Consider the following 24,798-nt stretch of genomic DNA (forward strand, 5'->3'; position numbering starts at 1 on the left):
TATAAGAGACACACTCACCCTGCCCCGCTCACTCCTCCTCGCCGACCGGCACCACGGCCACCGCACCCTCCGCGTGCAACAGCACCGCGTTGGTCACCGAGCCGACAAGACGTCCGGCCAGCATCCGCCGGTGGTGCCGTCCCACCACCACGAGTTCCGCGTCCAGCGACGCCTCCACCAGGACCCCGGCCGCGTCACCCGGCAGGACAAGGAGCTCGACGCTCACCTTCGGATGGCGCTCCTTGAAGGGCGCGAGCCGCACGTCCGCGCGTTCCGTGTGATCGGCAGCGGCCGCCGCGTCCGCGCTCGCCGAGGTCACGAAGTCGCCGGTGGCGGTGTAGACGAGGGTGGGCGATGCGTAGGCGCAGATGACGCGGAGCGCGACGCCCCGCATCTGCGCTTCGGCGAAGGCGAAGCCGATGACGCCGTCGTCCGGGGTCAGCGCGTCGAGGCCGAGCACCACGTACGTCTCTTCGTCCGCCGACGGCTCCGCACCGGGCCGCACGACCACGACGGGGCACGCCGCCTCGCGCGCACACGCCAGACCGTTCGAGCCGAGCAGCAGGCTCCTGAACCCGCCACGCCCCCGCGACCCGAGCACAAGCATCTGCGCCCCGTCGCCGAGCCGTGGAATGTCCTTGCCCGGCGCGCCGTTCACGACCTCCAACGTCAGCGGAGGCAGGTCCGCCCGCCCTTCCAGGAGCCCGCGCGTACGGTCGATGACCGGGTCGGCGTCGTGGCGGTGGTCGATGGTCGGCATGCGCGGCCCGTCGGCCAGCGGCATCGCGTACTGCCGTACATGCGCGATCCGCAGCGGCGCACGGCGCAGCCGCGCGGCGGTCAGCGCCCAGTCCAGGGCGTGATCGCTGCCGGCCGATCCGTCCACGGCGACGACAACGGGCTGGACGGTGGCATCGCCGTTCACGGCGTCGCTCATGGCTTCCTCGTCTCCGGCGCAAGGCCAAGGTCGACCGGCTCCGCTTCCAGGCCCGGCCCCGCGCGGCGGCGGGTCCGGGGCAGAGTCCAAAGTCACCAGGTCAGCACGGCCGGCGGCGCGGCCGGCCGCGACAGCCGGAGACGAGGGCGCACAACGCCCGTACGGCCTACGTCAGATCGACGGCCTACGTCAGATCGAACTCGCCCTCGCGCGCGCCGTGCACGAAGGCACCCCACTCCGCCGGGGTGAAGATCAGGGACGGGCTCTCGGGGCGGCCCGCGTTGCGCATCGCGATGAACCCTTCGACAAAGGCGATCTCCACGTCTCCCCGCCCCTCGCTGCTCGATCGCCAGTCCGCGGTGCTGAGGTCGAGCTCCGGCTTGTCCCAGCCTGCGAGCGGATGCTGCTGAATGGTGCCTTCGGCCACGTCCGTGCTCCTCCCGATGCGTCGTCCGCCCGCCAGCCTAGCTTTCGCTTCCGGTGCCGGACAGGCCGCGGAAGGAGGACGAACGCCTGCCCGGCACGACGGAGCGGTCAGGTCGTGGGCGGCTCCGCGCCGACCAGCCACATGGAGAAGAACTGCGCGCCGCCGCCGTAGGCGTGCCCGAGCGCCCTGCGGGCCCCGTCGATCTGGTGCTCGCCGGCCTGGCCGCGCACCTGAAGTGCCGCTTCGGCGAAGCGGATCATGCCGGAGGCGCCGATGGGATTGGTGGACAGGACACCGCCCGACATGTTGACGGGCAGGTCCCCGTCGAGTTCCGTGACGCCCGCCTCGGTGAGCTTCCAGCCCTCGCCCTCCTCGGCGAAGCCGAGGTTCTCCAGCCACATCGGCTCGTACCAGGAGAACGGCACGTACATCTCGACGGCGTCGATGTCGCGCCGCGGGTCGCTGATGCCCGCCTGCCGGTAGACGTCGGCCGCGCAGTCCTTGCCCGCCTGCGGGGAGACGAAGTCCTTGCCGGCGAAGAGCGTCGGCTCGCTGCGCATGGCGCCGCCGTGCATCCAGGCGGGCGGCCTGGGTGAACGGGCCGCGCCCGCACGGTCGGTGAGGATCATCGCGCACGCGCCGTCGGAGGACGGGCAGGTCTCCGAGTAGCGGATCGGGTCCCACAGCATGGGCGAGGCCTGGACCTTCTCCAGGGTGATGTCCTGCTCGTGCAGGTGGGCGTAGGGGTTCTTCAGGGCGTTGCGGCGGTCCTTGTACGCGACGAGCGAGCCGACCGTGTCGGGGGCGCCGGTGCGCCGCATGTACGCGCGCACGTGCGGGGCGAAGAAGCCACCCGCGCCCGCCAGGAGCGGCTGCTGGAAGGGGATGGGCAGGGAGAGGCCCCACATCGCGTTGGATTCGGACTGTTTCTCGAAGGCGAGGGTCAGGACGGTGCCGTGGACGCGGCCCGCGACCAGGTTCGCGGCGACGAGCGCGGTGGAGCCGCCGACCGATCCCGCGGTGTGCACGCGCAGCATCGGCTTGCCGACGGCGCCAAGGGCGTCGGCGAGGTACAGCTCGGGCATCATCACGCCCTCGAAGAAGTCGGGCGCCTTGCCGATGACGACGGCGTCGATGTCCGCCCAGGTCAACTCGGCGTCTGCGAGGGCACGTCGGGCCGCCTCCCGGACGAGTCCCGCGATCGACACGTCCCTCCGCGCCGCGACATGCTTGGTCTGGCCGATCCCGACGACGGCCACGGGCTCCTTGTTCATCGGGCGTCTCCTTCGAGGACGGCGACCAGGTTCTGCTGCAGGCAGGGGCCGGACGTGGCGTGGGCGAGCGCGCGGTCCGAGGCGCCCCGGTGGATGCGGGCGGCCGCCTCGCCGAGCCGGATCAGGCCTGCGGCCATCACGGGGTTGGCGGCGAGCGCGCCGCCGGACGGGTTGACCGCGACGTCGTCGCCGAGCTTCAGCGCCTTGCGCAGGACGACTTCCTGCGAGGTGAACGGTGCGTGCAACTCGGCGGTGTCGACGGGCCGTTCAAAGGCCCCGGCCCGCTCGGCGGCGAGTCGGCTGGACGGTGAGTCGGTGAGGTCGCGCACGCCGAGGCTGTGCGCCTCGATGCGGTGATCGATCCCCCGGATCCACGCGGGCCGCTCGCACAGCTCGCGGGCCCGGTCCCCCGCGGCGAGGATCACGGCGGCGGCGCCGTCGCCGACGGGCGGGCAGTCGCCGGTGCGGAGGGGACGTACGACGTACTCGCCCTGCGGCACCGAACCCCTCACCTGCGCATGGGAGTTGGCGGACGCGTCCCGGCGGCTGCGCGACGCCACCCCGGTGAGCGCGGGTTCGTCGGCGTCCCCCGCGTCGATCAGGGCCTGTGCCTGAAGGGCGGCGAGCGCGACCGAGTCGGGCCACAGCGGGGCCACGTAGTAGGGGTCGAGCTGCCGGGTCAGTACGTCGCGCACCGAGCCCGGTGACGACTTGCCGTACGCGTACACGAGCGCGGTGTCGGCCTCGCCGGTGAGCAGCTTCGTCCACGCCTCGTACAGCGCCCACGCCCCGTCCATCTCGACGTGCGACTCGGAGATGGGCGGCCAGGCACCCACCCCGTCGAGCGCCATCGTGAAGGAGAAGGCGCGGCCCGCGAGATAGTCGGACGAGCCCGAGCAGGTGAAGCCGATGTCGCTGGTCTTCAGGCCGGTGGCGTCGAGGACCTGGTGCAGGACCGGCATGAGCATCTCCACCTCGGAGAGCTCGTCGGTGGAGCGCCGGTGGTCGGTCTGCCCGAAGGCGACGATGGCGATGTCGCGGCCGGGCCGCATGACGGACGGCATCTACACCAGCTCCTTGTACGTGTCGTAATCGGCGTCCGGTTCCCCGGTGGGCCGGTAGTGATCGGGGAAGCGGCCGCCGTCGCTCCACACGGGTTCGACGCGCAGCCCCATCCGCACCTGGTCGTACGGGATCCCCGCGATGCGCGCGTGCAGGGCGAGATCGGCGCCGTCGAGCGCGATGTGCGCGTAGACGTAGGGCACTTCGATGGCGTCGTTCATTGCGTTCTTTGCCTTGATGTTGACGATGCAGTACGTGGTGACGGTGCCGCGCGGCCCGACCTCGACCGCTTCCGTCGTGGCCACGCCGCAGGTGGGGCAGGCGCCTCGGGGCGGGACGTAGACCTTGTGGCAGGAGGGGCAGCGTTCGCCGACGACCTTCCGGTCGGCGAGGGCGCCCAGGTAGTCGCTCTGGGCGCGGCCGGGCGAGTAGGTGTAGTCGAGGCGTGCGGGCGCGACGATCCCGGTCACGGGGTCGCTGAACTCGCCGCCGTGCGGGGCACTTTCGACGCCGCCCGACTCCCCTTCGTACGCCTCGAAGCAGGCGATGTCGGTGATGGCGCCGTTCCGTTCGGCGGCCCAGCGGATCCGGACGCGCATGCCGGTCGTCACGGCGTCCGGTCCTGGCGCGTCCAGGGCGTGCAGGAGCGCGGTGTCGGCGCCGTCGAGCTTCACCAGGACCCAGGCGAAGGGCGTTTCGAGGGGCTGACCGCGGCGGGGTTCGTGGTTCCAGGCCCAGGTGGTGACGGTGCCGGTGGGGGCGACCTCCACCAGCTCGCGTATCTCCTCGGCGGTGACGGGGTCGTACTCGACGGGCGGCACGAGCGTGCGCCCGTCGCCGGCCTTCACTCCGAGTACGGTCCGCTCACGCAGCCCGGTGAGGAAGGCGCTCTGCACGGGTCCGAGGGACCGCGTGAACGGGAACTCGACGACCAGAGGCGCACGCAGCACTTCCGGCGAGGGAACGGTTGCCATCAGCAGAACTCCGTTTCTCGGCGATGGGGGAGCGCCCCGAAGGGGCGCGGGGAACTGCGCGCCCAGCCACGGCGGACCCGCAGACAAAGAGCGACCTAAGCGCGCCGAAACACCGGGTCCCGCTTCTCCGCAAACGCTCGGGAGCCCTCCTTCGCATCGGCGGTGTCAAAGATCGGCCACCCCCGCTTCAACTCCGCGGCAAGGCCGTCCGCCTCGGACATCTCAGCGGTCTCGTACACCGAAGCCTTGACCGCCTCCACGGCGAGTGGCCCGCACGCGTTGATCTGCTCGGCGATGGCGAGGGCCTTCTCCAGCGCGGTCCCGTCCGGGACGACCTGGCCGACGAGACCGATCGACGCGGCCTCGGCCGCAGAGTAGGCGCGCCCGGTGAGCAGCATCTCCAGCGCATGCGTACGCGGAATCTGGCGTGGAAGCCGAACCGTCGAGCCCCCGATCGGGAAGAGCCCGCGCTTGACCTCGAAGAGCCCGAACGTGGCGGACTCGCCCGCCACGCGGATGTCGGTGCCCTGGAGGATCTCCGTGCCGCCGGCGACGCAGTGGCCCTCGACAGCGGCGATGACGGGTTTGCGCGGGCGGTAGTGGCGCAGCATCGCCTTCCAGTGCAGATCGGGGTCGGCCTCAAGGCGGCCCCGGTACTGCTCGCCGTCCATGCCCTTGCCCGCGAGGGCCTTGAGGTCCATTCCGGCGCAGAACACGCCACCCGCGCCGGTGAGCACGATCGAGCGGATCGTGTCGTCCTCGTCGGCGGCCACCCACCCGTCGTAGAGGCCCACCAGCATCGGCAGCGAGAGCGCGTTCTTCGCCTCGGGCCGGTTGAGCGTGAGTACCAGTGTGGCGCCTTCGCGCTGCACAGCGAGATGTTCCGTCCCACCCATAGCCGTGCTCCCTCTCGTGACAACCGGCCTGTCGGCTTCGGACCTGGAACAGGTTGCAGTAGGCGGGGAGCCAGTTCAATAGTTTTCTGACAGTCAGTCAGATTTCTTGTACGAGGACCCTTCCCAGTTGTGGGCGCCTCTGCTCTGATGACCGCCACGAGCCAGAAGAGATGGCGCCGGGGTCAGGAGGAGCGGTGGAGTACAACCTTGCCGACCTGTTCGAGTCGGTCGTCGACGTGATCCCCGACCGCGAGGCGCTCGTGTACATCGATCACCCCGGCACGGGGGCGGAACGCAGGCTGACGTACGCCGAGCTCGACGCCGCCGCCAACCGCCTCGCCCACCATCTGATCGACAGCGGCATCAAGCCGGGCGAACATCTGGGGCTCCATCTCTACAACGGCGTCGAGTACCTGCAGACGGTGCTCGCCTGCCTCAAGGCACGGGTCGTACCGGTGAACGTCAACTACCGTTATGTGGAAGAGGAGTTGGTCTACCTCTACCGCGACGCGGATCTCGCGGCGCTCGTCTTCGACGGGGAGTTCACCGCGCGGGTCGCGGCCGCACTGCCGAGGACGGAGAAGCTGCGGCATCTGGTGCGGGTGGGGACCCCGCCCGCCGGGGCTCCCTCGCTCGACGCGGTGTCGTACGCGGATGCGGAGGCGGCCGGGTCACCGGAGCGGGGCTTTACGGGTGACCGGTCGCCCGACGACCTGTTCATCATCTACACCGGCGGCACGACCGGCATGCCCAAGGGGGTGATGTGGCGCCAGGAGGATCTGTTCTTCTCGGGACTCGGCGGCGGCGCCCCCACCGGTGAGCCGGTCGAGCGCCCGGAGGAGATCGCCGAGCGGGTCGCCGCGGGCGGCGACGGGATCACCTTCTTCCCCACTCCCCCGCTGATGCACGGCACGTCCACCCTGACGGCGTTCATCTGCTTCAACTTCGGCCAACGCCTCGTCATCCACCGCAAGTTCGCGCCCGAGGAGGTCCTGCGCACGATCGAGCGGGAGAAGGTCACCAGCATGTCGCTGGTGGGCGACGCGATGCTGCGGCCGCTGATAGACGCGCTGAACGGGCCCTGCAAGGGTACGGACCTCTCGGCCATGTTCAGCGTGTCCTCGTCCGGCGCGATCATGTCGGAGACGGTGCGGGCGCAGTTCGCCGCGCTCGCCCCGAACGTGATGCTCCTGAACAACTTCGGCTCCTCCGAGTCCGGCTTCAACGGCACGGCGACGGACGACTCGGGCCCCGACAAGGGGTTCAGGCTGCGGGTCAACGCCCGTACGCAGGTGGTGGATCCAGGGACGTACGACCCGGTGCCGGTCGGCGAACCGGGACGCATCGCCCAGCGCGGACACGTACCGCTCGGCTACTACAACGACCCCAAGAAGACCGCCGAGACCTTCTTCCAGCGGGGCGACGAGCGGTGGGTGCTGCTCGGCGACATGGCGACGGTGGACGGCGAGGGCATCGTCACGGTGCTCGGCCGGGGCTCGCAGTGCATCAACACCGGTGGCGAGAAGGTGTATCCGGAGGAGGTCGAACAGGCGCTGAAGTCCCATCCGGACGTGTACGACGCGCTGGTCGCCGGGGTGCCCGACGAGCGCTGGGGCAACCGTGTCGCCGCGGTCGTCCAACTCCGTGACGGCGCGCCCGCGTTGGACCTGGCCACCATCCAGACCCACTGCCGCACCCGCCTCGCCGGATACAAGATCCCCCGAGCCGTGGTCTTCACCGACCACATCCAGCGCTCCCCCAGCGGCAAGGCGGACTATCGCTGGGCGAAGGCGGTGGCGGCGGGAGGCCGAGTCACATGAGGCGCGAGGCCGAGTCACATGAGGCGCGAGGCCGAGTCACATGAGGCGCGAGGCCGAGTCACACGATCGGCCGACCAGTAGCCTTCGGCCATGCCCGATCCCTCCCCCTTCGCCGTCCCCACCCGCTTCGACGGCGCCCGTGACCGTGTCGCGGTCATCGTTCCCGGTGTCGGCTACTCGCCCGCCAGGCCGCTGCTGCACTTCGCCCGTGGCGTGCTGCTCCAGCACGGCTGGACGGTTCAGGAGCTGTGGTGGCAGATCCCCGACGCCTTCGGGCAGTTCACCGTGGACGAGCGGATCGCGTGGGTGGAGCGGCAAGTAGCCGAGGCCGTCGACTCCGAGGAAGGGGCCTGTCGCCTCGTCGTCGGCAAGTCCCTCGGGTCGCTCGCCTGCGGCGTAGCGGCGGACCGGAACCTCGCGGCCGCCTGGCTCACCCCTCTTCTGACGTACGACCAGGTGGCCCGCTCGCTCCGACGGGCCAAGGCGCCGACGCTCCTCGTCGGCGGGAGCACCGACGCGCTGTGGGACACCAAGGTCGCCGAGTCGCTGCATCACGACGTCCTGGAGATCCCGTCAGCTGATCACGCCCTGGAGCTCGCGGAGGACACCGTGGGATCCGTCGACGTACTGCGGCAGGTCGTCGCACGGTTGCACCGCTTCATCGGCTCACTCGACCACTGAGCGCTCTGGCTCTTGGCCAGGCCCTAGGCCAGCGCCACCCCCAGCAGCAGCGCGAACAGGACGGGAAGCAACACGCACCCGAGCGCGAGCGAAGCCGCCACCATGCGGAGCGTCCGCATGGACCGACGGTGGGGCAGGACCCAGGCGACAGCGAACAGGGCCAGAGCCCAATAGATCACAGCTCCGTATTGGTCCATGCCGTCGTGGGCCCGGACGACGCCGTACTCCATCGCGAGGAGCGGCAGACCGAGCGAGGAGGCCACAAGAGGCGCTCTCCACCAGGTCTTGTGGAAGGTGGGGGGCTGCGTCACATGGTTCTGCGTCACATGGTTCTGAGTCACATGGCTCTCCGTCGTCGTCATGAACCCACCCCATCAACATCGGCCGCCCGAGGCATCGGTAGTCCTACTCATCTGGCCCTGGTGACCAGGTAACCCTGGTGACCATATGACCCTGGTGACCAACCATCCGCCGGCGGGCCGGCGCGTGGACGTGCGGAGAGAACGCTGCGCTTCAAGGGGCGACTTGAGCGCCCTCGGCAGGAGCCGACGCGGACTCCGATTGGGGCGTGCGCACGTCAAGCGCCCCTGGACACGCCTTTGCAACCTCGGCGAAGCGGACCAAGATTTTCAGGGCAGGCCGGCACCGGCAGCCGCCCTTGCAGCTCATCCACCGACCCCGCCCATTTCCTTGCTCGTTGAGCCCGCTGGATTCGTATCGGCCGTGTATGCCCCGGTCCCAGGCGATAAGGAAGTGCCCGATGAGTACTCCTCCGCGCGACCTCCCCCAACAGAGGGACAACCACCGCGACCTCGGCCCGGGCACGGGGCCACGCCACGTCGCCTTCATAGTGGACGGAAACCGTCGTTGGGCGCAGGCCCATGGCCACCCCGTCGAGCAGGGCCACCGAGAGGGCGCGGACAACGTCTGGCGGGCCGTTCACTGGTGTGAGGACGTAGGCATAGAGACCACTACATGGTGGCTGCTCTCGACCGACAACCTCAACCGCGCTGCGGGTGAGCTCCACGAACTCCTGGACATCATCTCCGAACTGACCGACCATCTGGCGGCGACCGGGCACTGGAGAATGCGTCACCTCGGGGATCCTCGGCTGCTCCCCAGCTCTCTGGCAACCGCGCTGCGCGAGGCGGAGACCACCACCTGTCGCAATCAGGGCCCTCAGATCAACTTCGCGGTCGGCTACAGCGGCCGGGAGGACATCCTCGCCGCAGCACGCCGCATCGCCCACCAGGCGGTCAAGTCCGCCGGTTTCGCCGTGTCCGAGAGGTCGTTCGCCCAGGCCCTGTCGACCAGCGGGCTACCCGACCCGGACCTGGTGATCCGCACCTCCGGCGAACAACGGCTGTCCGGGTTCATGCTCTGGCAGGCAGCACTCTCCGAGCTCTATTTCTGCCCTGTCCTGTGGCCCGACTTCACCCAATCCGATCTCCACGGCGCCCTCGCCTTCTACGGCGCCCGTCAGCGACGTTTCGGAAAGTAGAGCAGGAAGGAACTGCACCATGCCTCCTCAGATGCCCCTTCTGTTCCCTGACGCCAAGACGACCGACGACATCTCCGGTTCCTACCGTCCCCTGAAACCCTGGCTTCTCTCCCACCTGGGAAAGGGACGTGAGACATACCCTGCGCACCCGCAGACCGAACAACTGGAGTCCTCCATTCTCTCCTGGGCGGCAGACCTTGGAATGAGCGAGGACCATATCGAGATAGCGGCTGAGGCAACCCCCGGGCACCTGGTGGGGCTTTTCGCCCCAGAAGCCCCCTGGAATGTGCTGCTCCCGCTGGCCAAACTGCAGATGATCCTGTTCTGGCTCAACACCGTCGACCTCGGCAGTGATCAGCCGGTCGGTCATCTCGTAGAGCCCGTGAGGGAAACCTTGGAGCGGGGGCATTCGCCGTCTGACGGGCCGGACATCCTGCGGCCGCTGGCCAGTCTGCGCGACGACATCGTCGCGGCGGAAGGTGCCGAACTGATACCCGGCTTCACGGACCTGCTGCTGGGATTCCTGCATGAGTACACGGCCCGGCAAGCGTGGGAGAACGGGGAACCTCTCCCGAGCCTGGACCGGTACTTGAGGCACCGGACCCGCACGGCGGGGATCGTTCTCGGCATGTGGGTACAGAGACTTCAGCCGGGTCTCATCGGGCCGGGAGAGCGGCTTCCAGGACCGCTGCTTCAGCTCATGAAACAGGGAAGTCTGCTCGTCGGTCTCGACAATGACCTGCACAGTTGCCACGTGGCCGCCGAATCAGGAGAAAGGCTCAGCCTCGTCGGCGTCATCTGCCAGGAATATGGAATTCCGGTGGACGTGGCCTTCTCCGGCGCGCTCACCCTCAACGCGGTCATGCGCTTCGAGAACGCCAACACTGTCGCCTCGATCTGCGCGGACACCTCCCTGTCCGACGCGGTCAGGAACCATGCCCAGGCGATTTTTCACTGGGTCGACTCCGTCTACACGTGGTCGTTGGAGACGCCCCGCTATGGGCTGCAGAGCGCCGATTCCCCAGGGCTCGTCACTCGCCCCTGCCTGAACGGGAGTGAGTGGACATGACGAGCCTGCGTTCGGTACCCGTTGCCCCCAAGGCACTGCCCCTCGTCGGTCATCTGATCCCGCTGTTGCGGAACCCGCTGGAGTTCATCAGCTCCCTTCCCGCGCACGGGGAGCTCGTCCGCATCCGCCTCGGCCCCTTCACGCTGGTGATGATCTGCGATCCAGAACTGACCCGGCAGGCCTTGGTCGATGACCGCGTCTTCGACAAAGGCGGCCCCATCTTCGACCGGGTGCGGGAGGTTGTGGGGGACGACAGTCTTGCCAGCTGTCCGTACGGTGCGCACCGGCGGCTGCGCCGACTGGCCCAGCCCGCCTTCCACCCGGCACGGTTCCCCGGCTACGCGAAGGCCATGAGCGCCTGCGTCGAGGAGGCGGCCGGTTCCTGGCGTGCCGGGCAAGTCCTGGACGTACCCACCGAGATGATGGCCATCACGTCCAGGATCACGGCCACCACCCTGTTCTCCGGTGCGTTGCCTCCCGGCGAACTCGGCCCGGTCCTCAACGACGTAAAGACCTTCTTCGACGGCTTCTACCAGCGCATGTTCATGGTCCCCCCGCTGGACCGGCTCCCCACCTCGGGCAACCGCTCCCATGTGCGTGCGCGCACCCGCCTGCGCGACGCCTTCGACCAGATCATCGCCAAGCACCGCACCGAGGGCGTCGACCACCACGACTTGCTCTCGGCCCTGATCGTGGCCCATCACCCCGAGGACGACAGCCCCGGCATGACCGACGCGGAGATCAGCGACACGATCGTCACGTTCTTCCTCGCCGGCACGGAGACCACTGCCGCCCTCCTGGCCTGGGCCCTTGACCTGCTGGCCCGGCACCCCCAGATGGAGCGGCGGCTGCACGCCGAGGTCGATGCCGTCCTGGACGGAGCCAGGGCCACCCACGCCGACCTGCCACGCCTGGAACTGACCCACCGCGTCATCACCGAAACCCTCCGGCTTCGCCCGCCAGGCTGGATCTTCACCCGCACCGTCACCGCCGACACCCGCCTGGGCGGGCACCTGCTGCCCGCCGGGAGCAGCGTCGCCTACAGCCCCTACCTCATCCACCACCGGCCGGACCTCTACGACAACTCCGAAACCTTCGACCCCGACCGCTGGGACCCGAGGCGCCCTCAGCCGCCCCGCCACGCTCTCCTGCCCTTCGCCGCAGGCGCCCGTAAATGCATCGGCGACACCTTCGGCATGACGGAGGCCGTCCTCGCCCTCGCGACCATCACCGCCCGATGGCGCCTGGAACACCTGCCGGGCCAACAACAAGTCCGTCCCGCACTGGGGTTGGCGTTGCGGCCCCGCAGGCTGCACATGCAGGCAAAGCCCCGCTGAGGGGAGATGCGCGAGACGGGTCGTCCCTACTGGCCGCGCGCTCAAGCCCCGCAGACAGACCGCAGAGCCCGCTCCAAGGCGACGGTGTGCAGCGCGTCGAGCTGACGGTCGTGCCGTACGTGCACGGCCGCCGCGGTCAGCAGTCCGCCGCAGTAGGGGGCCGTGCGCGCGGACGGCGAGGCGGCGATGGCGCGTACGAGTTCGCCGTTCACGCGGTTGATCTCCTTGCGGACCTCCGCGAGGTCCGGCCGCTCGGTCGGCGCCTGGGACGGGTCGGCGTCCCACCGGTGGTGCAGCGCGCGCTGCACCACCTTGTTCGCCTCGATCTGGTCGCGGAAGATCCGCACCGTCACCTCGGGGTCAGCACCCACCTCCCGCGCCTGCCGCGCGACGTCGTCGAGGACCTGCTTCTCGCGGGCCGGGTCGTCGATGGGGCTGCCCGTGCCGTACTTGGCGGCGGCGACGAGGTCGGCGGTGGCCAGGCGCTGGGCGGAGAGATCGGCCAGCGGGTGGAGCAGGTCGTACGGGGTGCCGTGCGCGACAGCGGTCCGCTGAGCGGGAACGGCAGCGGGAGCCGCGGCCGCCTGCCCGGCACCGGCTCCTCCCAGCAGTACGGCCGTGAGAGCGCCGGCGGTCAGGAAGCGGACTGCGGACGAGGTGCGCTGCACGGGATGTCCCCCTGGAGATGGCCGTGTCGGTCGTTTTCGGTGGCCGCCATCGTACGGCCCGGCGGCGCGGGCGCCACGGACGGCGGGGCACGCGGTGCCCGGGTGCAGCTGCCCCCGGCAAAAGCCGTCCACGCAGCTCACACCGTGGGAAGGGCGGCGCGGGAAGCCGTCGTGCGCGATCTCTTGACGGCCGCCCCCACGACTGGATTACTGAGCTCGACAGAAGATCCACGACCGAATGATCGGTCGCCCGTTTGGGACGGGAGAAACTCCATATGACGGCCATGCTGGACGCGGCGGAGCGCCTCGGGCGCGAGGAGCTCGAGGCGCTGCAGCTGGAGCGCCTGCAGGACACCTTGCTGCACGCGTACGAGAACGTGCCCTTCTACCGGGCGGCGTTCGACAAGGCGGGGCTCCGCCCCGACGACTGCCGTACGCTCGCCGACCTGGCCCGCTTCCCGTTCACGGCCAAGACCGACCTGCGCGACAACTACCCCTTCGGGATGTTCGCGGTGGAGCAGTCCGAGGTGCGGCGCCTGCACGCGTCGAGCGGCACCACGGGCCGGCCGACGGTCGTCGGCTACACCGAGCAGGACCTGTCGATGTGGGCGGATGTCGTCGCCCGCTCGATCCGCGCGGCGGGCGGCCGCCCCGGCCACAAGGTCCATGTGGCGTACGGCTACGGCCTGTTCACCGGAGGGCTCGGCGCGCACTACGGCGCTGAGCGGCTCGGCTGTACGGTGATTCCCGCGTCCGGCGGCATGACGGCACGTCAGGTCCAGCTGATCCAGGACTTCCGCCCCGAGATCATCATGGTGACGCCGTCGTACATGCTCACGCTCCTGGAGGAGTTCGAGCGCCAGGGCGTCGACCCCCGTACGACCTCCCTCAAGGTCGGCATCTTCGGCGCCGAGCCGTGGACGGAGGAGATGCGCCGCGAGATCGAGGAGCGGTTCGCGATCGACGCGGTCGACATATACGGGCTCTCCGAGGTCATCGGCCCCGGTGTCGCCCAGGAGTGCGTGGAGACCAAGGACGGCCTGCACATCTGGGAGGACCACTTCTATCCGGAGGTGGTGGATCCGATCACCGGCGATGTGCTCCCGGACGGCGAGCGCGGCGAACTGGTCTTCACGTCCCTCACCAAGGAGGCCATGCCCGTCATCCGCTACCGCACCCGCGACCTGACCCGTCTGCTGCCCGGCACGGCACGGAACTTCCGCCGGATGGAGAAGGTCACGGGCCGCACGGACGACATGGTGATCCTGCGCGGCGTGAACCTCTTCCCCACCCAGATCGAGGAGATCGTCCTGCGCACACCGGGCGTCGCCCCGCACTTCCAGCTGCGCCTGACCCGCGAGGGCCGGATGGACGCGCTGACGGTCCGGGCGGAGTCCCGCGCGGACACGACTCCCGAGCGGCGCGAGGCGGCGGCACGGGAGATCGCGTCGGCGGTCAAGGACGGCATCGGCGTCTCGGTGGCGGTCGAGATCGTCGATCCGGAGACGATCGAGCGGTCGGTGGGCAAGTTCAAACGGATCGTGGACCTGCGGGACAAGTAGCCCCTACGACGCGTGCGGGACACGTAGCGCCTACGACACGTGCGGGACACGTAGCGCCTACGACACGTGCGGGACACGTAGCCCCTAGGGCGCGTCGCTGAACCGGTCCCGCAGCTCCCGCTTGAGGATCTTTCCGCTCGCGTTGCGCGGCAGCTCGTCCACGAACAGGATCCGCTTGGGTGCCTTGAAGTGGGCGAGCTTCTCACGTGCGTGGGCGATCAGTTCGTCCTCCGTGACCTCGCCCTTGCGTACGACGACGGCGGTGACCGCCTCGATCCAGCGCTCGTCCGGCAGGCCGATCACGGCGGTCTCCGCGACCCGCTGGTGGGTGTAGAGCGCGTCCTCGACCTGGCGCGACGCGACGAGCACTCCCCCGGAGTTGATGACGTCCTTGACCCGGTCGACGACCGTGAAGTAGCCCTCGTCGTCCCGCACGGCCAGGTCCCCGGAGTGGAACCATCCGTCGCGGAACGCCTCCTTGGTCTCCTCGGGCTTGTCCCAGTAGCCCTCGCACAACTGCGGTGAGCGGTAGACGACTTCACCCTGTGTGCCGTCGGGCACCTCCTGGCCCCGCTCGTCCACGACGCGTGCCTCGACGAAGAGGACGGGGCGCCCGCAGGAGTCCATCCGCCCCTCGTGCTCGTCGGGCCCGAGGACCGTGGCGAGCGGGCCGATCTCGCTCTGCCCGAAGCAGTTGTAGAAGCCGAGCGACGGGAGGCGTTCGCGCAGCCGTTCAAGGACGGGTACGGGCATGATCGACGCCCCGTAGTAGGCCTTGCGCAGGGCGCCGAGGTCGCGGGTCGCGAAGCCGGGGTGGTTCGACAGGCCGATCCACACCGTGGGCGGCGCGAAGAGGCTGTCGGCGCGGCCCGCCTCGACCAGGTCGAAGATCCGCTCGGCCTCGGGCGCGTCGAGGATCGTGTTCTCGGCGCCCACCGCGAGATAGGGCAGCAGGAAGACGTGCATCTGCGCCGAGTGATAGAGCGGCAGCGAGTGGACGGGCCTGTCCGTCTCCTTGAGGTCAAGGGCGGTGATGGCGCTGACGTATTCGTGCACGAGGGCGCGGTGGCTCATCATGGCGCCCTTGGGGAGGGCGGTCGTGCCGGAGGTGTAGAGCAGCTGCGCCAAGTCGTCCGTGCCGGGCTCGTCCCCGTCGTACGCCGGTGCCGACGCGAGCCGTGCGAGCAGGGAGTCGTCCGCGTCGCGCAGGGCGATGACGCGTACGTCGCCGGGAAGGCGCGGCACGAGATCCGTGTCGGCGAGGACGAGGGAGCTGCCCGACTGGCCCACGATGTACGCCAGGTCGTCGCCGACGAGGTTCTGATTGACCGGCACATGGACCAGGCCCGCCCGCGAGCAGGCCAGGAAGCCGATGAGATAGGCGTCGGAGTTGTGGGCGTAGGCGCCTACGCGGTCCCCTTGGCCAAGACCCGCGTCGCGCAGCACCCGCGCCGCGCGCGAGACGGCATCGTCCAGTTCCGCGTACGTCCATGACCGCTCGCCGTAGCGCAGCGCCACTCGCCCCGGCACGCGCCGCGCGCTGCGCCGAAGGACCCCGTCGACCGTGTTTCCGCGTACACCCGTCATGGCGTGATCCTGTGCCCCGCCCGTCACGGCGGTCAAGGCTCCGGACGGGGCGCGAACAAGGCCGGTTGTGTACCGGGGTTCATTCGCAGTGCTCCGGCCTTTAGGCCGGGGGTGAAACGGATCTCGTGACCGTGTCGCGGAGCGACTGCACGCGTTCCCCGGCGGAACCGGGCAATGCTCCAGCCCCGGCTGGGGCCCAGGGGGCCGGGATGAAGCGGGGAACGCATGTTCCTCATTCCCGTGTGCGTGCCCCCGCTCGTACGATCAGCGCCATGCAGCTCCGGTACGCGTTTCGCTTGTACCCGGAGCCCGGCCAGGCGAGCGCGCTGGCGCGGGCGTTCGGGTGCGCCCGCGTCGTCCACAACGACGCCGTGCGCGCCCGCCGCGACGCCCACGCCGAGCATCGTCCCTACCCTTCACTCGGTCTGCTGTCCCGCGCTTTGATCACCGGGGCGAAAAGGCGCCCGGAACGCGCCTGGCTCGCGGAGGTCTCCTCTGTAGTGCTCCAGCAATCCCTGCGCGACGTCGAGTCTGCGTACCGCAACTTCTTCGCCTCACTGAAGGGGGAGCGCAAGGGAGCGAGAGTCGCCGAGCCGCGGATGAAGTCGCGCAAGGACACCCGGGCCTCGATCCGGTTCACCGCGAACGCCCGCTGGTCGATCACACCTGGTGGGCGATTGAGCCTACCGAAGATCGGAGCGGTGAAGGTCGCCTGGTCCCGCGCCCTGCCGACCGTGCCGTCCAGCGTCACGGTGATCCAGGACAGCGCGGGCCGCATCTTCGCGTCCTTCGTCATCGACACCGACCCGGACGCCGACGCGGCCCGGATGCCCGCCACCGACCAGACCGTCGGCATCGACCTCGGCCTGACACACTTCGCGGTCCTCTCCGACGGCACGAAAATCGACTCGCCGCGGTTTCTGCGGCGCGCGGAGAAGAAGCTCAAGAAGGCCCAGCAAGACCTGTCCCGCAAGCAGAAGGGATCCAAGAACCGGGCCAAGGCCCGTGTGAAAGTCGCCCGCGCCCATGCCCAGGTGGCCGACGCCCGCCGCGAGTTCCTTCCCCAAGCTCTCAACTTCGGTCGAGCAGGGGAGACCCCATCCCAGTTGTCCACCCAGCTGATTCGCGAGAACCAAGCGATCGCGGTGGAGGACCTGGCCGTGAACGGACTCGCGCGCACGAAGCTGGCGAAATCGGTGCACGACGCGGGCTGGGGCGCCTTCCTCGCGATGCTCGACTACAAAGCCCGCCGGTACGGACGGACCCTCATCACCATCGGCCGGTTCGAGCCGACCAGCCAGGTCTGCTCCGCCTGTGGCCACCGTGACGTGCCCAAACCCCTCCACGTCCGTGAATGGACCTGCCCGGCCTGCGGCACCGTCCACCACCGGGACGTGAACGCCGCTCGCAACGTCAAAACGGCCGCCGGACTGGCGGTAGCAGCCTGCGGAGCGCCGGTAAGACCAGAACCCGTTCTGGCACAGCGCGAAGAAACAGGAAGCCGCGGAATCCCCACCGGTGATCGTGCCGCATAGGGCACCGCACCCAGCAGGGACGGCCAGAATCCCCACCTTCAAGGTGGAGAGCGAGTCAATCGATCAAGTGACATACCGGCTGGTACGCTCAACCGCCCCTTCCCGCCATACCAGTTGGGAGGCACCATGCGTACCCGCACGAGACGCCTGACAGCCCTCGGCATCAGCCTGTTGACCGCCACGGCCCTTCTGCCGTCGTCCGCCGGCGTGGCCGACGAGCGCGGCGCCCGACCGTCGGGCGGCGGCCTGTCCGCCACCGTCCGCTACACCCAGTACGGCATTCCGCACATCCTCGCCAAGGACTACGAGAACCTCGGCTTCGGCACCGGCTGGGCGCAGGCCGCCGACCAGGTGTGCATCCTCGCCGAGGGATACGTGACCGTGCGCGGGGAGCGGTCACGCTTCTTCGGCCCTGACGGCAAGCCCGACGGCTCGCTGTCGTCGGCGACCACCAACCTCTCCAGTGACCTTTACTTCGGCGGTGTCCGCGACACGCGCACGGTCGAGAAGCTCCTCGATCAGCCCGCCCCCGCCGGGCCGAGCGCCACGTCGAAGAAGCTGATGCGCGGCTTCGCGGCGGGCTACAACGCCTGGCTGAAGCAGAACCGCGTCACCGACCCGGCCTGCAAGGGCGCCGAGTGGCTGCGCCCGATCACCTCCCTCGACGTGGCCCGGCAGGGCTTCGCCGTCCAGGTACTCGGCGGCCAGGGGCGCGGCATCGACGGCATCACCGCCGCGCAGCCGCCGACCGCGAAGACCGCGAAGACCGCGAAGACCACAGGCCGGGGCGCGCCCGACCCGGAGCGCACGGCGAAGGCCGCACGCGAGATGTTCTCGGCGGACGACGCCGACATGGGCTCCAACGCCGTGGCGTTCAGCGGGAAGACCACCGCGAACGGCAAGGGCCTGCTGCTCGGCAATCCGCACTACCCCTGGCAGGGCGGCCGCCGCTTCTGGCAGTCGCAGCAGACCATCCCGGGCGAGCTGAACGTCTCGGGCGGCTCGCTGCTCGGCACGAGTGTGGTCAACATCGGCTTCAACGGCGATGTCGCCTGGAGCCACACGGTGGCCACCGGCGTCACCCTCAATCTGCACCAGCTGACACTCGATCCGGCCGACCCGACCACCTATCTGGTGGACGGCAAGCCGGAGAAGATGACGAAGCGGACGGTCGAAGTGCCGGTCAAGGACGGCGCACCGGTGACCCGTACCCAGTGGTGGACCCGGTACGGCCCGGTCACCACCGGTCTCGGCGCGCAGCTCCCGCTGCCCTGGACGGCGAAGACGGCGTACGCGCTGAACGACCCCAACGCGGTGAATCTGCGCGGCAGCGACACCGACCTCGGCTTCGGCAAGGCCCGCTCCACCGACGGCATCCTGAAGTCCCTGCGCGACACGCAGGGGCTCCCGTGGGTGAACACGGTGGCCGCGGACCGCGACGGGCACTCGCTGCTCACCCAGTCGCAGGTGCTGCCCCGCATCACCGACGATCTGGCCCAGCGCTGCTCCACCGATCTGGGCAAGGTGACGTATCCGGCATCGGGTGTGGCCGTGCTCGACGGCTCGCGTGGCGACTGCGCGCTCGGCTCGGACAAGGACGCGGTACAGCCGGGCGTCTTCGGCCCGTCGAAGATGCCGACCCTCAAGGACGCCCCGTACGCCGAGAACTCCAACGACAGCGCCTGGCTCACCCATGCGGACCGCCCGATCACCGGCTACGAGCGGGTCTTCGGGACGATCGGCACGCAGCGCTCCATGCGGACGCGCGGCGCGATCGAGGACGTCGCGGCGATGGCGAAGAAGGGCGGCCTGACGGTCAAGGACCTTCAGGAGCAGCAGTTCGCCAACCGTGCGCCCGCCGGTGACCTGGCGGCCGACGACGCGGCACGCGCCTGCGCGGCCCTGCCCGGAGGTACGGCAACGGGCAGCGACGGCACGGCAGTTGACGTACGCAAGGCCTGTGCCGCCCTCAAGGGCTGGGACCACACCATGAACACGGACAGCAGGGGCGCGCTGCTCTTCGACCGGTTCTGGCGCAAGCTCGTCGCCGCCGTGCCCAACGCCAGGCTGTGGCAGGTGCCGTTCTCGGCCACCGACCCGGTGCGCACCCCGAACACGCTGAACACGGACGCGCCGGGCTTCGCGACCGCGCTCGCCGACGCGGTGTCCGAGCTGGACGGGGCGGGGATCGCGGTCGACGCGCCGCTGGGGCAGCACCAGTTCGTCGTACGCGGTGGAGAGCGCATCCCGATCCACGGCGGCACGGAGTCCATCGGCGTGTGGAACAAGGTGGAGCCGGTCTGGGACGTGGGGGCCGGCGGCTACACCGAGGTCGCGCACGGATCGAGCCACATCCAGGCGGTGGGCTGGACCAAGGGCCGCTGCCCCGAGGCCCGCACGCTCCTGACGTACGCGCAGTCGTCGAACCCCAACTCGCCGCACTTCAGCGATCAGACGCGGCTGTACACCGATGAGCGCTGGGTGACGTCGCGGTTCTGCGAGAAGGACATCCTGAGCGACCCGAAGCTGAAGGTGGTGAAGGTGCGCGAGCGGCGTTGAGGCCACCCTCGCCGACCGGAGCCGGGTCACACCGCGTCTTTGCAGCGCGGTGCGGCCCGGCTCTGTTGTGTGTCGTGGCTGGTCGCGCCCACGCGGCGGAGCCGCACATGTCACGGCCCCGCGCCCCTTCGGGGCGCGCTCTCAGAGCACGCGCTCCCGCCCCTCCCAATACGGCTCGCGCAGTCGTCGCTTGTAGAGCTTGCCGTTCGGGTCTCGCGGCATCACCTCGATGAAGTCGACGCTCTTCGGCCGCTTGTAGCCCGCCAGTCGGCGTTCGCAGTGGCCGAGGATCTCGGCGGCCAGTGCGTCGCCCGCCGTGTGGCCCTCTGCCACTTCCACGACCGCCTTCACCTGCTCGCCCCACTCGTCGTGCGGGATGCCGAACGCGGCCGCGTCCGCGACGGCGGGGTGGGTGAGCAGTGCGGACTCGATCTCTGCGGGGTAGATGTTGACGCCGCCCGAGATGATCATGTCGATCTTGCGGTCGCGGAGGTAGAGGTAGCCGTCCTCGTCGAGTACGCCGAGGTCGCCGACGGTGAAGAAGTCGCCGATGCGGTTCTTCTTCGTCTTGGACTCGTCCTTGTGGTACGAGAATCCGCCGGTGCTCATCTTCATGTAGACGGTGCCGAGTTCACCGGGCGGCAGCCGGTTGCCGTCGTCGTCGAAGACCGCCAGTTCGCTGATCGGCCAGGCCTTGCCGACCGTGCCGGGCCGCTTCAGCCAGTCCTGGGCGGTGGCGAAGGCGCCGCCGCCCTCGCTCGCCGCGTAGTACTCCTCGACGCACTCGCCCCACCACTCGATCATCGCCCGTTTGACGTGGTCGGGGCAGGGTGCGGCGCCGTGGATGGCGTGCCGCATCGATGACACGTCGTACGCCGCCTTCGTCGCGTCCGGCAGGGCGAGGAGGCGGTGGAACTGGGTCGGCACCATGTGGGTGTGCGTGCACTTGTAGGTGTCGATGAGGCGGAGCATCTCCTCGGGCGTCCACTTGTCCATCAGGACCAGTGGGTGGCCGATGTGCAGGGCGGCGCCCGCGAATTGGAGGACGGCGGTGTGGTAGAGCGGCGAGCAGACGAGGTGCACGTTGCCCTCGAAGGGCTTCACCCCGAAGATGCCGAGGAAGCCGCCGAGGTATGACTCCTCGGGGAGCTTCCCGGACAGCGGGCGGCGGATGCCGCGCGGGCGTCCCGTCGTGCCGGATGTGTAGTTCATGACCCAGCCGAGCGTGCGGCCGTCGGGGGCCGACTCCGGTTGCCCGGCGAGGAGTTCGGCGTACGGGCGGAAGCCGGGCACGTCGCCCACGGCGTGGCGGTGGGTGGCCGGGAGCTTCGCCTCGTCGGCTGCCGCGGTCGCCGCTTCCGCGAACCGCTCGTGGGCGATGAGCACCTTCGCGCCCGAGTCGGCGACGATCCAGGCGATCTCGGGGCCGACGAGATGGTGGTTGACGGGTACGAGGTAGAGGCCGGCCTGGGAGGCCGCGAGGTAGGCGGTGAGGAACTCGACGCCGTTGGGAAGGACCACGGCGAACGCGCCGCCGCGCTCGAGGCCCGCGGCGCGCAGTCCGTGGACGAGCTGATTGGCCGCCGCGTGCAGGCGCCGGGCGGTCCATTCCGCTCCGTCGGGTGCGATCAGGACGGTGCGGCCTGGGTCCGCCGCGGCCTGTGCCCAGAAGCCATTGGGGGGCGTGCTGCTCATGGGGCCTCTCCTCCGTCGGGTCAGTCGCGTCCGGCGATGCGGTTCACGCGGTCGATGGCCTGCTCGAAGCCTCGGGTCAGATCGTCGAAGACGGCCTGGACACTGCGTTCGCTGTTCATCCGGCCGACGATCTGCCCGACGGGCGTGCCGAGCAGCGGCTGCACCTCGTACTTCTGGATGCGCGAGACGGCCTCGGCGACCAGCAGGCCCTGCAGGGGCATGGGCAGGGTGCCGGGTCCCTCCGGGTCGTCCCAGGCGTCGGTCCAGTCGGTGCGCAGCTGGCGCGCGGGCTTGCCGGTCAGCGCCCGCGAGCGGACCGTGTCGCCCGAACCGGCCGCCAGGAGTTTCTGGGTGAGGGCGCGCGAGTGCAGGTCGGCCTCGGTCGTGGTGAGCCAGAGGGAGCCGAGCCACACGCCCTGCGCGCCGAGCGCGAACGCCGCGGCGATCTGCTGCCCGCTGCCGATGCCGCCCGCGGCGAGCACCGGCAGCGGCGCGACGGCCTCGACGGCCTCCGGGGTGAGCACCATCGAGGCGATCTCGCCGGTGTGGCCGCCCGCCTCGTAGCCCTGCGCGACGACGATGTCGATGCCCGCCTCGGCGTGCTTGCGCGCGTGCCGGGCGCTGCCCGCGAGCGCCGCGACGAGTACGTCCTGGTCGTGGGCGCGCTGGATCACGTCGGCAGGCGGTGAGCCGAGGGCGTTGGCGAGCAGCTTGATCGGGTAGCCGAAGGCGACGTCCAGCTGATTGCGGGCGACCTGCTCCATCCATCCGGTGATGCGCCAGCCGGACGCCTCGCCTTCGGCGAGTTCGGGTACGCCGTACTTGCCGAGGGTGTCCTTGACGAACTGCCGGTGGCCTTCGGGGATCATCGCCTCCACGTCGGCCTCGGTCACCCCCTCGACCTTCTTCGCGGGCATGACGACATCGAGGCCGTAGGGCCGGTCGTCGACGTGTTCCTGCATCCAGTCGAGGTCGCGGGCCAGTTCGTCGGGGGCCGTGTAGCGGACCGCGCCGAGCACACCGAATCCGCCCGCCCTGCTGATGGCGGCCGCCACCGCCGGGAAGGGCGTGAAGCCGAAAATGGCGTGCTCGACTCCCAGTTTCTTGCTCAGCTCTGTCTGCATGCGCGCAGGATGCCGCAGCGGTGCGGACGACGGAAGAGATTTTCTGATGCTGTGTCAGATTCTTGCTCCGTACGCATGGTTGACAGGAATCGCCCCTGACATGAAAGTTTCAGCAGTCTCTGGCGATCTCGAAAGATAGTTTCAGTGCGGGAGCTCGGTTCAGGGGCTCGGTTCAGGAGCGTTTCAGGAGGGGGCACGGTCATGACCGAGGACGGCGGGTCGGCGGACAGAGCCGGTGGCGGGCTGAGCCGACGCCAACTGGGCACGCGCGCCCTGGCCTTGGGCGGGGCCCTCGCCCTGGTGCCGTTCCCTGCGGGGCCTGCGGCAGCGGCGACCACCGGTTCGGCCACCGGGGCCGGCGGCGGTGACGGGCATCCGACGCTGCGCCCCGGCACCCCCGAGCGCGCCGGGCTGCTCACCGGACATCTGCGGCAACTGGTCGTCGACGCCGAGCGGTTCCTCGACCCCTCCCCCAAACACCCGTGGTACGCGGGCGCCGTCCTGCTCGCGGGCCGCGGCGGCACCGTCGCCCTGCACCAGCCCATCGGCAAGGCCGTGCGCTACGCGGCGTACGACGAGAAGACCGACACCGGCGTCGAGTTCCCCGCCGACCGGCAGATCGCCATGGCGAAGGACACGGTCTTCGATCTCGCGTCCGTCTCCAAGCTGTTCACCTCGCTGCTCGCCGTACAGCAGATCGAGCGGGGCAAGCTGGAGCTCGAGGCCGAAGTCGCCTCGTACCTCCCCGACTTCGCAGGCGCGGGCAAGCAGGACGTCACCATCCGCCAACTGCTCACGCACACCTCGGGGTTCCGCGCCTGGATCCCCCTCTACAAGGAACCCACCCGCGAGGGGCAGCTGCGCCTCATCTGGAACGAGGCGCCGCTGAACCCGCCGGGCACCAAGTACCTCTACTCGGACCTGAATCTGATCTCGCTCCAGCTGGTCCTTGAGAAGATCACGGGTCGTCAGCTGGATGCACTGCTCCACGACGAGATCACTGCTCCACTCGGGATGCACCGCACTCGCTACAACCCGCCCGCCTCCTGGCAGCCGAAGATCGCCGCCACCGAGGACGCCCGGCTGCCCTGGTCGGGCCTGGACCGCGGGCTCGTCTGGGGCGAGGTGCACGACGAGAACGCGTTCGGGTTCGGCGGCGTCGCCGGACACGCGGGCGTCTTCTCCTGCGCCTGGGACCTCGCGATCCTCGGCCGTACGCTGCTCAACGGCGGGGCCTACGGCCGCTCCCGCATCCTCACCGCCGACTCCGTGAAGCTGATGTTCACCGACTTCAACACCGCCTTCCCCGGCGACGAGCACGGCCTGGGCTTCGAGCTCTACCAGCACTGGTACATGGGCGCGATGGCCACCCCGCGCACCGCGGGCCACACCGGCTTCACCGGCACCTCGCTCGTCCTCGACCCGACGACCGACTCCTTCCTGGTAGTACTCGGCAACTCCGTCCACCCGGTGCGCAGTTGGCGCTCGGGCTCGGCCCCCAGAGTGGCGGCCGCGAACCGCATGGCCCGCGCCGTCCCGGTGCGGCCCGCGCGCGGCCGCACCGCCTGGTTCTCCGGCATGGCGAGCGCGACATCGGCCACGCTGGCCCTGCCGCCGCTCACGCTCACCACCGACCGGGCGCGGCTGCGCTGCGCGCTGTGGTGGGACACCGAGCCCGGCTCGGACCTGCTGCGCCTGGAGGCGTCGCGCGACGACGGCGGGACCTGGCAGGCGGTGCCCTTCACCACCGCGCGCGAGGGCGCGGACCCGCTCCGGCACCCCGACGGAACGGCCACCGGCTGGTCCGGGCGCGTCTGGCACCACCTCACCGCGGACCTCGCGGCCTTGCGGGGCGAGCGGGTACGGCTGCGCTGGCGCTACACGACGGACCAGCTGTACGTGGGGCGCGGCGCGTACGCCGACGGACTGCGGGTCGAGGACGGCGACCGTACGGCCTTCGACGAGGCACGGCCCGCCGACGCCGCGCGCATCGAGGCGGTGGGCTGGGCCGCTTCGGCGGACTGAGGAACCTCAGGAACCTCAGGAACGGCCCGATCGGGATGATCGGGATGATCGGGATGATCGGGATG

The 24,798-nt window shown here is 69.9% G+C and carries 20 protein-coding genes; 9 read left to right on the top strand and 11 right to left on the bottom strand.

The window, feature by feature from the left end; genetic code table 11:
* Positions 1–28: 28 nt before the first annotated feature.
* The 6 genes from E2651_RS09300 to E2651_RS09325 all read right to left on the bottom strand — a co-directional run bounded on the left by E2651_RS09300 (position 29) and on the right by E2651_RS09325 (position 5,570).
* A complete protein-coding gene (locus E2651_RS09300; protein WP_135330563.1) occupies positions 29–937 on the bottom strand; it encodes a universal stress protein in 909 nt (302 codons plus the stop codon).
* Positions 938–1,121: 184 nt separating this feature from the next.
* Positions 1,122–1,364 (bottom strand): DUF397 domain-containing protein, encoded by a 243-nt coding sequence (locus tag E2651_RS09305; RefSeq protein ID WP_135330564.1) that lies wholly within the window; start codon positions 1,362–1,364, stop codon positions 1,122–1,124.
* Between the two features lie 107 nt (positions 1,365–1,471).
* A complete protein-coding gene (locus E2651_RS09310; protein ID WP_135330565.1) occupies positions 1,472–2,638 on the bottom strand; it encodes a thiolase domain-containing protein in 1,167 nt (388 codons plus the stop codon).
* Positions 2,635–3,702, bottom strand: coding sequence for a thiolase domain-containing protein (locus E2651_RS09315; protein ID WP_245238695.1), 1,068 nt, complete (start codon positions 3,700–3,702; stop codon positions 2,635–2,637). Before E2651_RS09315 ends, E2651_RS09310 begins: the two co-directional genes overlap by 4 nt.
* Positions 3,703–4,674 (bottom strand): OB-fold nucleic acid binding domain-containing protein, encoded by a 972-nt coding sequence (locus tag E2651_RS09320; protein WP_135330566.1) that lies wholly within the window; start codon positions 4,672–4,674, stop codon positions 3,703–3,705.
* A 95-nt stretch (positions 4,675–4,769) separates the two neighbouring features.
* A complete protein-coding gene (locus E2651_RS09325; RefSeq protein WP_135330567.1) occupies positions 4,770–5,570 on the bottom strand; it encodes a crotonase/enoyl-CoA hydratase family protein in 801 nt (266 codons plus the stop codon).
* A gap of 194 nt (positions 5,571–5,764) precedes the next feature.
* On the opposite strand from E2651_RS09325, the gene E2651_RS09330 reads away from it, so the two are divergent.
* Together E2651_RS09330 and E2651_RS09335 are read left to right on the top strand one after the other, a co-directional pair.
* Positions 5,765–7,390, top strand: a complete 1,626-nt coding sequence (locus tag E2651_RS09330) for an acyl-CoA synthetase (protein ID WP_135330568.1) — start codon at positions 5,765–5,767, stop codon at positions 7,388–7,390.
* 90 nt (positions 7,391–7,480) lie between these two features.
* Positions 7,481–8,071 carry an alpha/beta hydrolase gene (locus E2651_RS09335; protein ID WP_135330569.1) on the top strand — a complete coding sequence of 197 codons (591 nt, stop codon included), beginning with the start codon at positions 7,481–7,483 and terminating at the stop codon, positions 8,069–8,071.
* Positions 8,072–8,094: 23 nt separating this feature from the next.
* On the opposite strand, the gene E2651_RS09340 is transcribed toward E2651_RS09335, so the two are convergent.
* Positions 8,095–8,433 (bottom strand): hypothetical protein, encoded by a 339-nt coding sequence (locus E2651_RS09340; RefSeq protein WP_135330570.1) that lies wholly within the window; start codon positions 8,431–8,433, stop codon positions 8,095–8,097.
* A 398-nt stretch (positions 8,434–8,831) separates the two neighbouring features.
* Here E2651_RS09340 and uppS point away from each other — a divergent pair, with 398 nt between their 5' ends.
* The 3 genes from uppS to E2651_RS09355 are packed head-to-tail and all read left to right on the top strand — an operon-like array spanning position 8,832 to position 11,978.
* Positions 8,832–9,572: a polyprenyl diphosphate synthase gene (gene uppS / locus E2651_RS09345; RefSeq protein WP_135330571.1), complete on the top strand. Its 741-nt coding sequence runs from the start codon at positions 8,832–8,834 to the stop codon at positions 9,570–9,572.
* 19 nt (positions 9,573–9,591) lie between these two features.
* On the top strand, positions 9,592–10,641 hold the full coding sequence (locus E2651_RS09350; RefSeq protein WP_135330572.1) for a terpene synthase family protein: 1,050 nt from the start codon (positions 9,592–9,594) through the stop codon (positions 10,639–10,641).
* A complete protein-coding gene (locus E2651_RS09355) occupies positions 10,638–11,978 on the top strand; it encodes a cytochrome P450 (RefSeq protein ID WP_135330573.1) in 1,341 nt (446 codons plus the stop codon). Before E2651_RS09350 ends, E2651_RS09355 begins: the two co-directional genes overlap by 4 nt.
* A 41-nt stretch (positions 11,979–12,019) precedes the next feature.
* On the opposite strand, the gene E2651_RS09360 is transcribed toward E2651_RS09355, so the two are convergent.
* On the bottom strand, positions 12,020–12,646 hold the full coding sequence (locus E2651_RS09360; RefSeq protein ID WP_135330574.1) for a chorismate mutase: 627 nt from the start codon (positions 12,644–12,646) through the stop codon (positions 12,020–12,022).
* Between the two features lie 275 nt (positions 12,647–12,921).
* On the opposite strand from E2651_RS09360, the gene paaK reads away from it, so the two are divergent.
* Positions 12,922–14,208, top strand: coding sequence for a phenylacetate--CoA ligase PaaK (gene paaK / locus E2651_RS09365; protein ID WP_135330575.1), 1,287 nt, complete (start codon positions 12,922–12,924; stop codon positions 14,206–14,208).
* A gap of 84 nt (positions 14,209–14,292) precedes the next feature.
* Here the strand turns inward: paaK and E2651_RS09370 are convergent, their stop codons facing one another.
* Positions 14,293–15,795 carry an acyl-CoA synthetase gene (locus E2651_RS09370; protein ID WP_135330576.1) on the bottom strand — a complete coding sequence of 501 codons (1,503 nt, stop codon included), beginning with the start codon at positions 15,793–15,795 and terminating at the stop codon, positions 14,293–14,295.
* 272 nt (positions 15,796–16,067) lie between these two features.
* Between E2651_RS09370 and E2651_RS09375 the strand changes: the two genes are divergently transcribed.
* Positions 16,068–17,330 (top strand): RNA-guided endonuclease TnpB family protein, encoded by a 1,263-nt coding sequence (locus E2651_RS09375; protein WP_135330577.1) that lies wholly within the window; start codon positions 16,068–16,070, stop codon positions 17,328–17,330.
* A gap of 126 nt (positions 17,331–17,456) precedes the next feature.
* A complete protein-coding gene (locus E2651_RS09380; RefSeq protein WP_135330578.1) occupies positions 17,457–19,889 on the top strand; it encodes a penicillin acylase family protein in 2,433 nt (810 codons plus the stop codon).
* 141 nt (positions 19,890–20,030) lie between these two features.
* Here the strand turns inward: E2651_RS09380 and E2651_RS09385 are convergent, their stop codons facing one another.
* Both E2651_RS09385 and E2651_RS09390 read right to left on the bottom strand, forming a co-directional pair.
* Positions 20,031–21,584: an acyl-CoA synthetase gene (locus E2651_RS09385; RefSeq protein WP_135330579.1), complete on the bottom strand. Its 1,554-nt coding sequence runs from the start codon at positions 21,582–21,584 to the stop codon at positions 20,031–20,033.
* A 20-nt stretch (positions 21,585–21,604) separates the two neighbouring features.
* Positions 21,605–22,708 carry a nitronate monooxygenase family protein gene (locus tag E2651_RS09390; protein ID WP_135330580.1) on the bottom strand — a complete coding sequence of 368 codons (1,104 nt, stop codon included), beginning with the start codon at positions 22,706–22,708 and terminating at the stop codon, positions 21,605–21,607.
* Positions 22,709–22,909: 201 nt separating this feature from the next.
* Here E2651_RS09390 and E2651_RS09395 point away from each other — a divergent pair, with 201 nt between their 5' ends.
* Positions 22,910–24,733, top strand: a complete 1,824-nt coding sequence (locus tag E2651_RS09395; RefSeq protein WP_135330581.1) for a serine hydrolase — start codon at positions 22,910–22,912, stop codon at positions 24,731–24,733.
* Positions 24,734–24,798 lie beyond the last annotated feature (65 nt).

This window comes from Streptomyces sp. MZ04 (assembly GCF_004684775.1).
Lineage (GTDB): Bacteria > Actinomycetota > Actinomycetes > Streptomycetales > Streptomycetaceae > Streptomyces.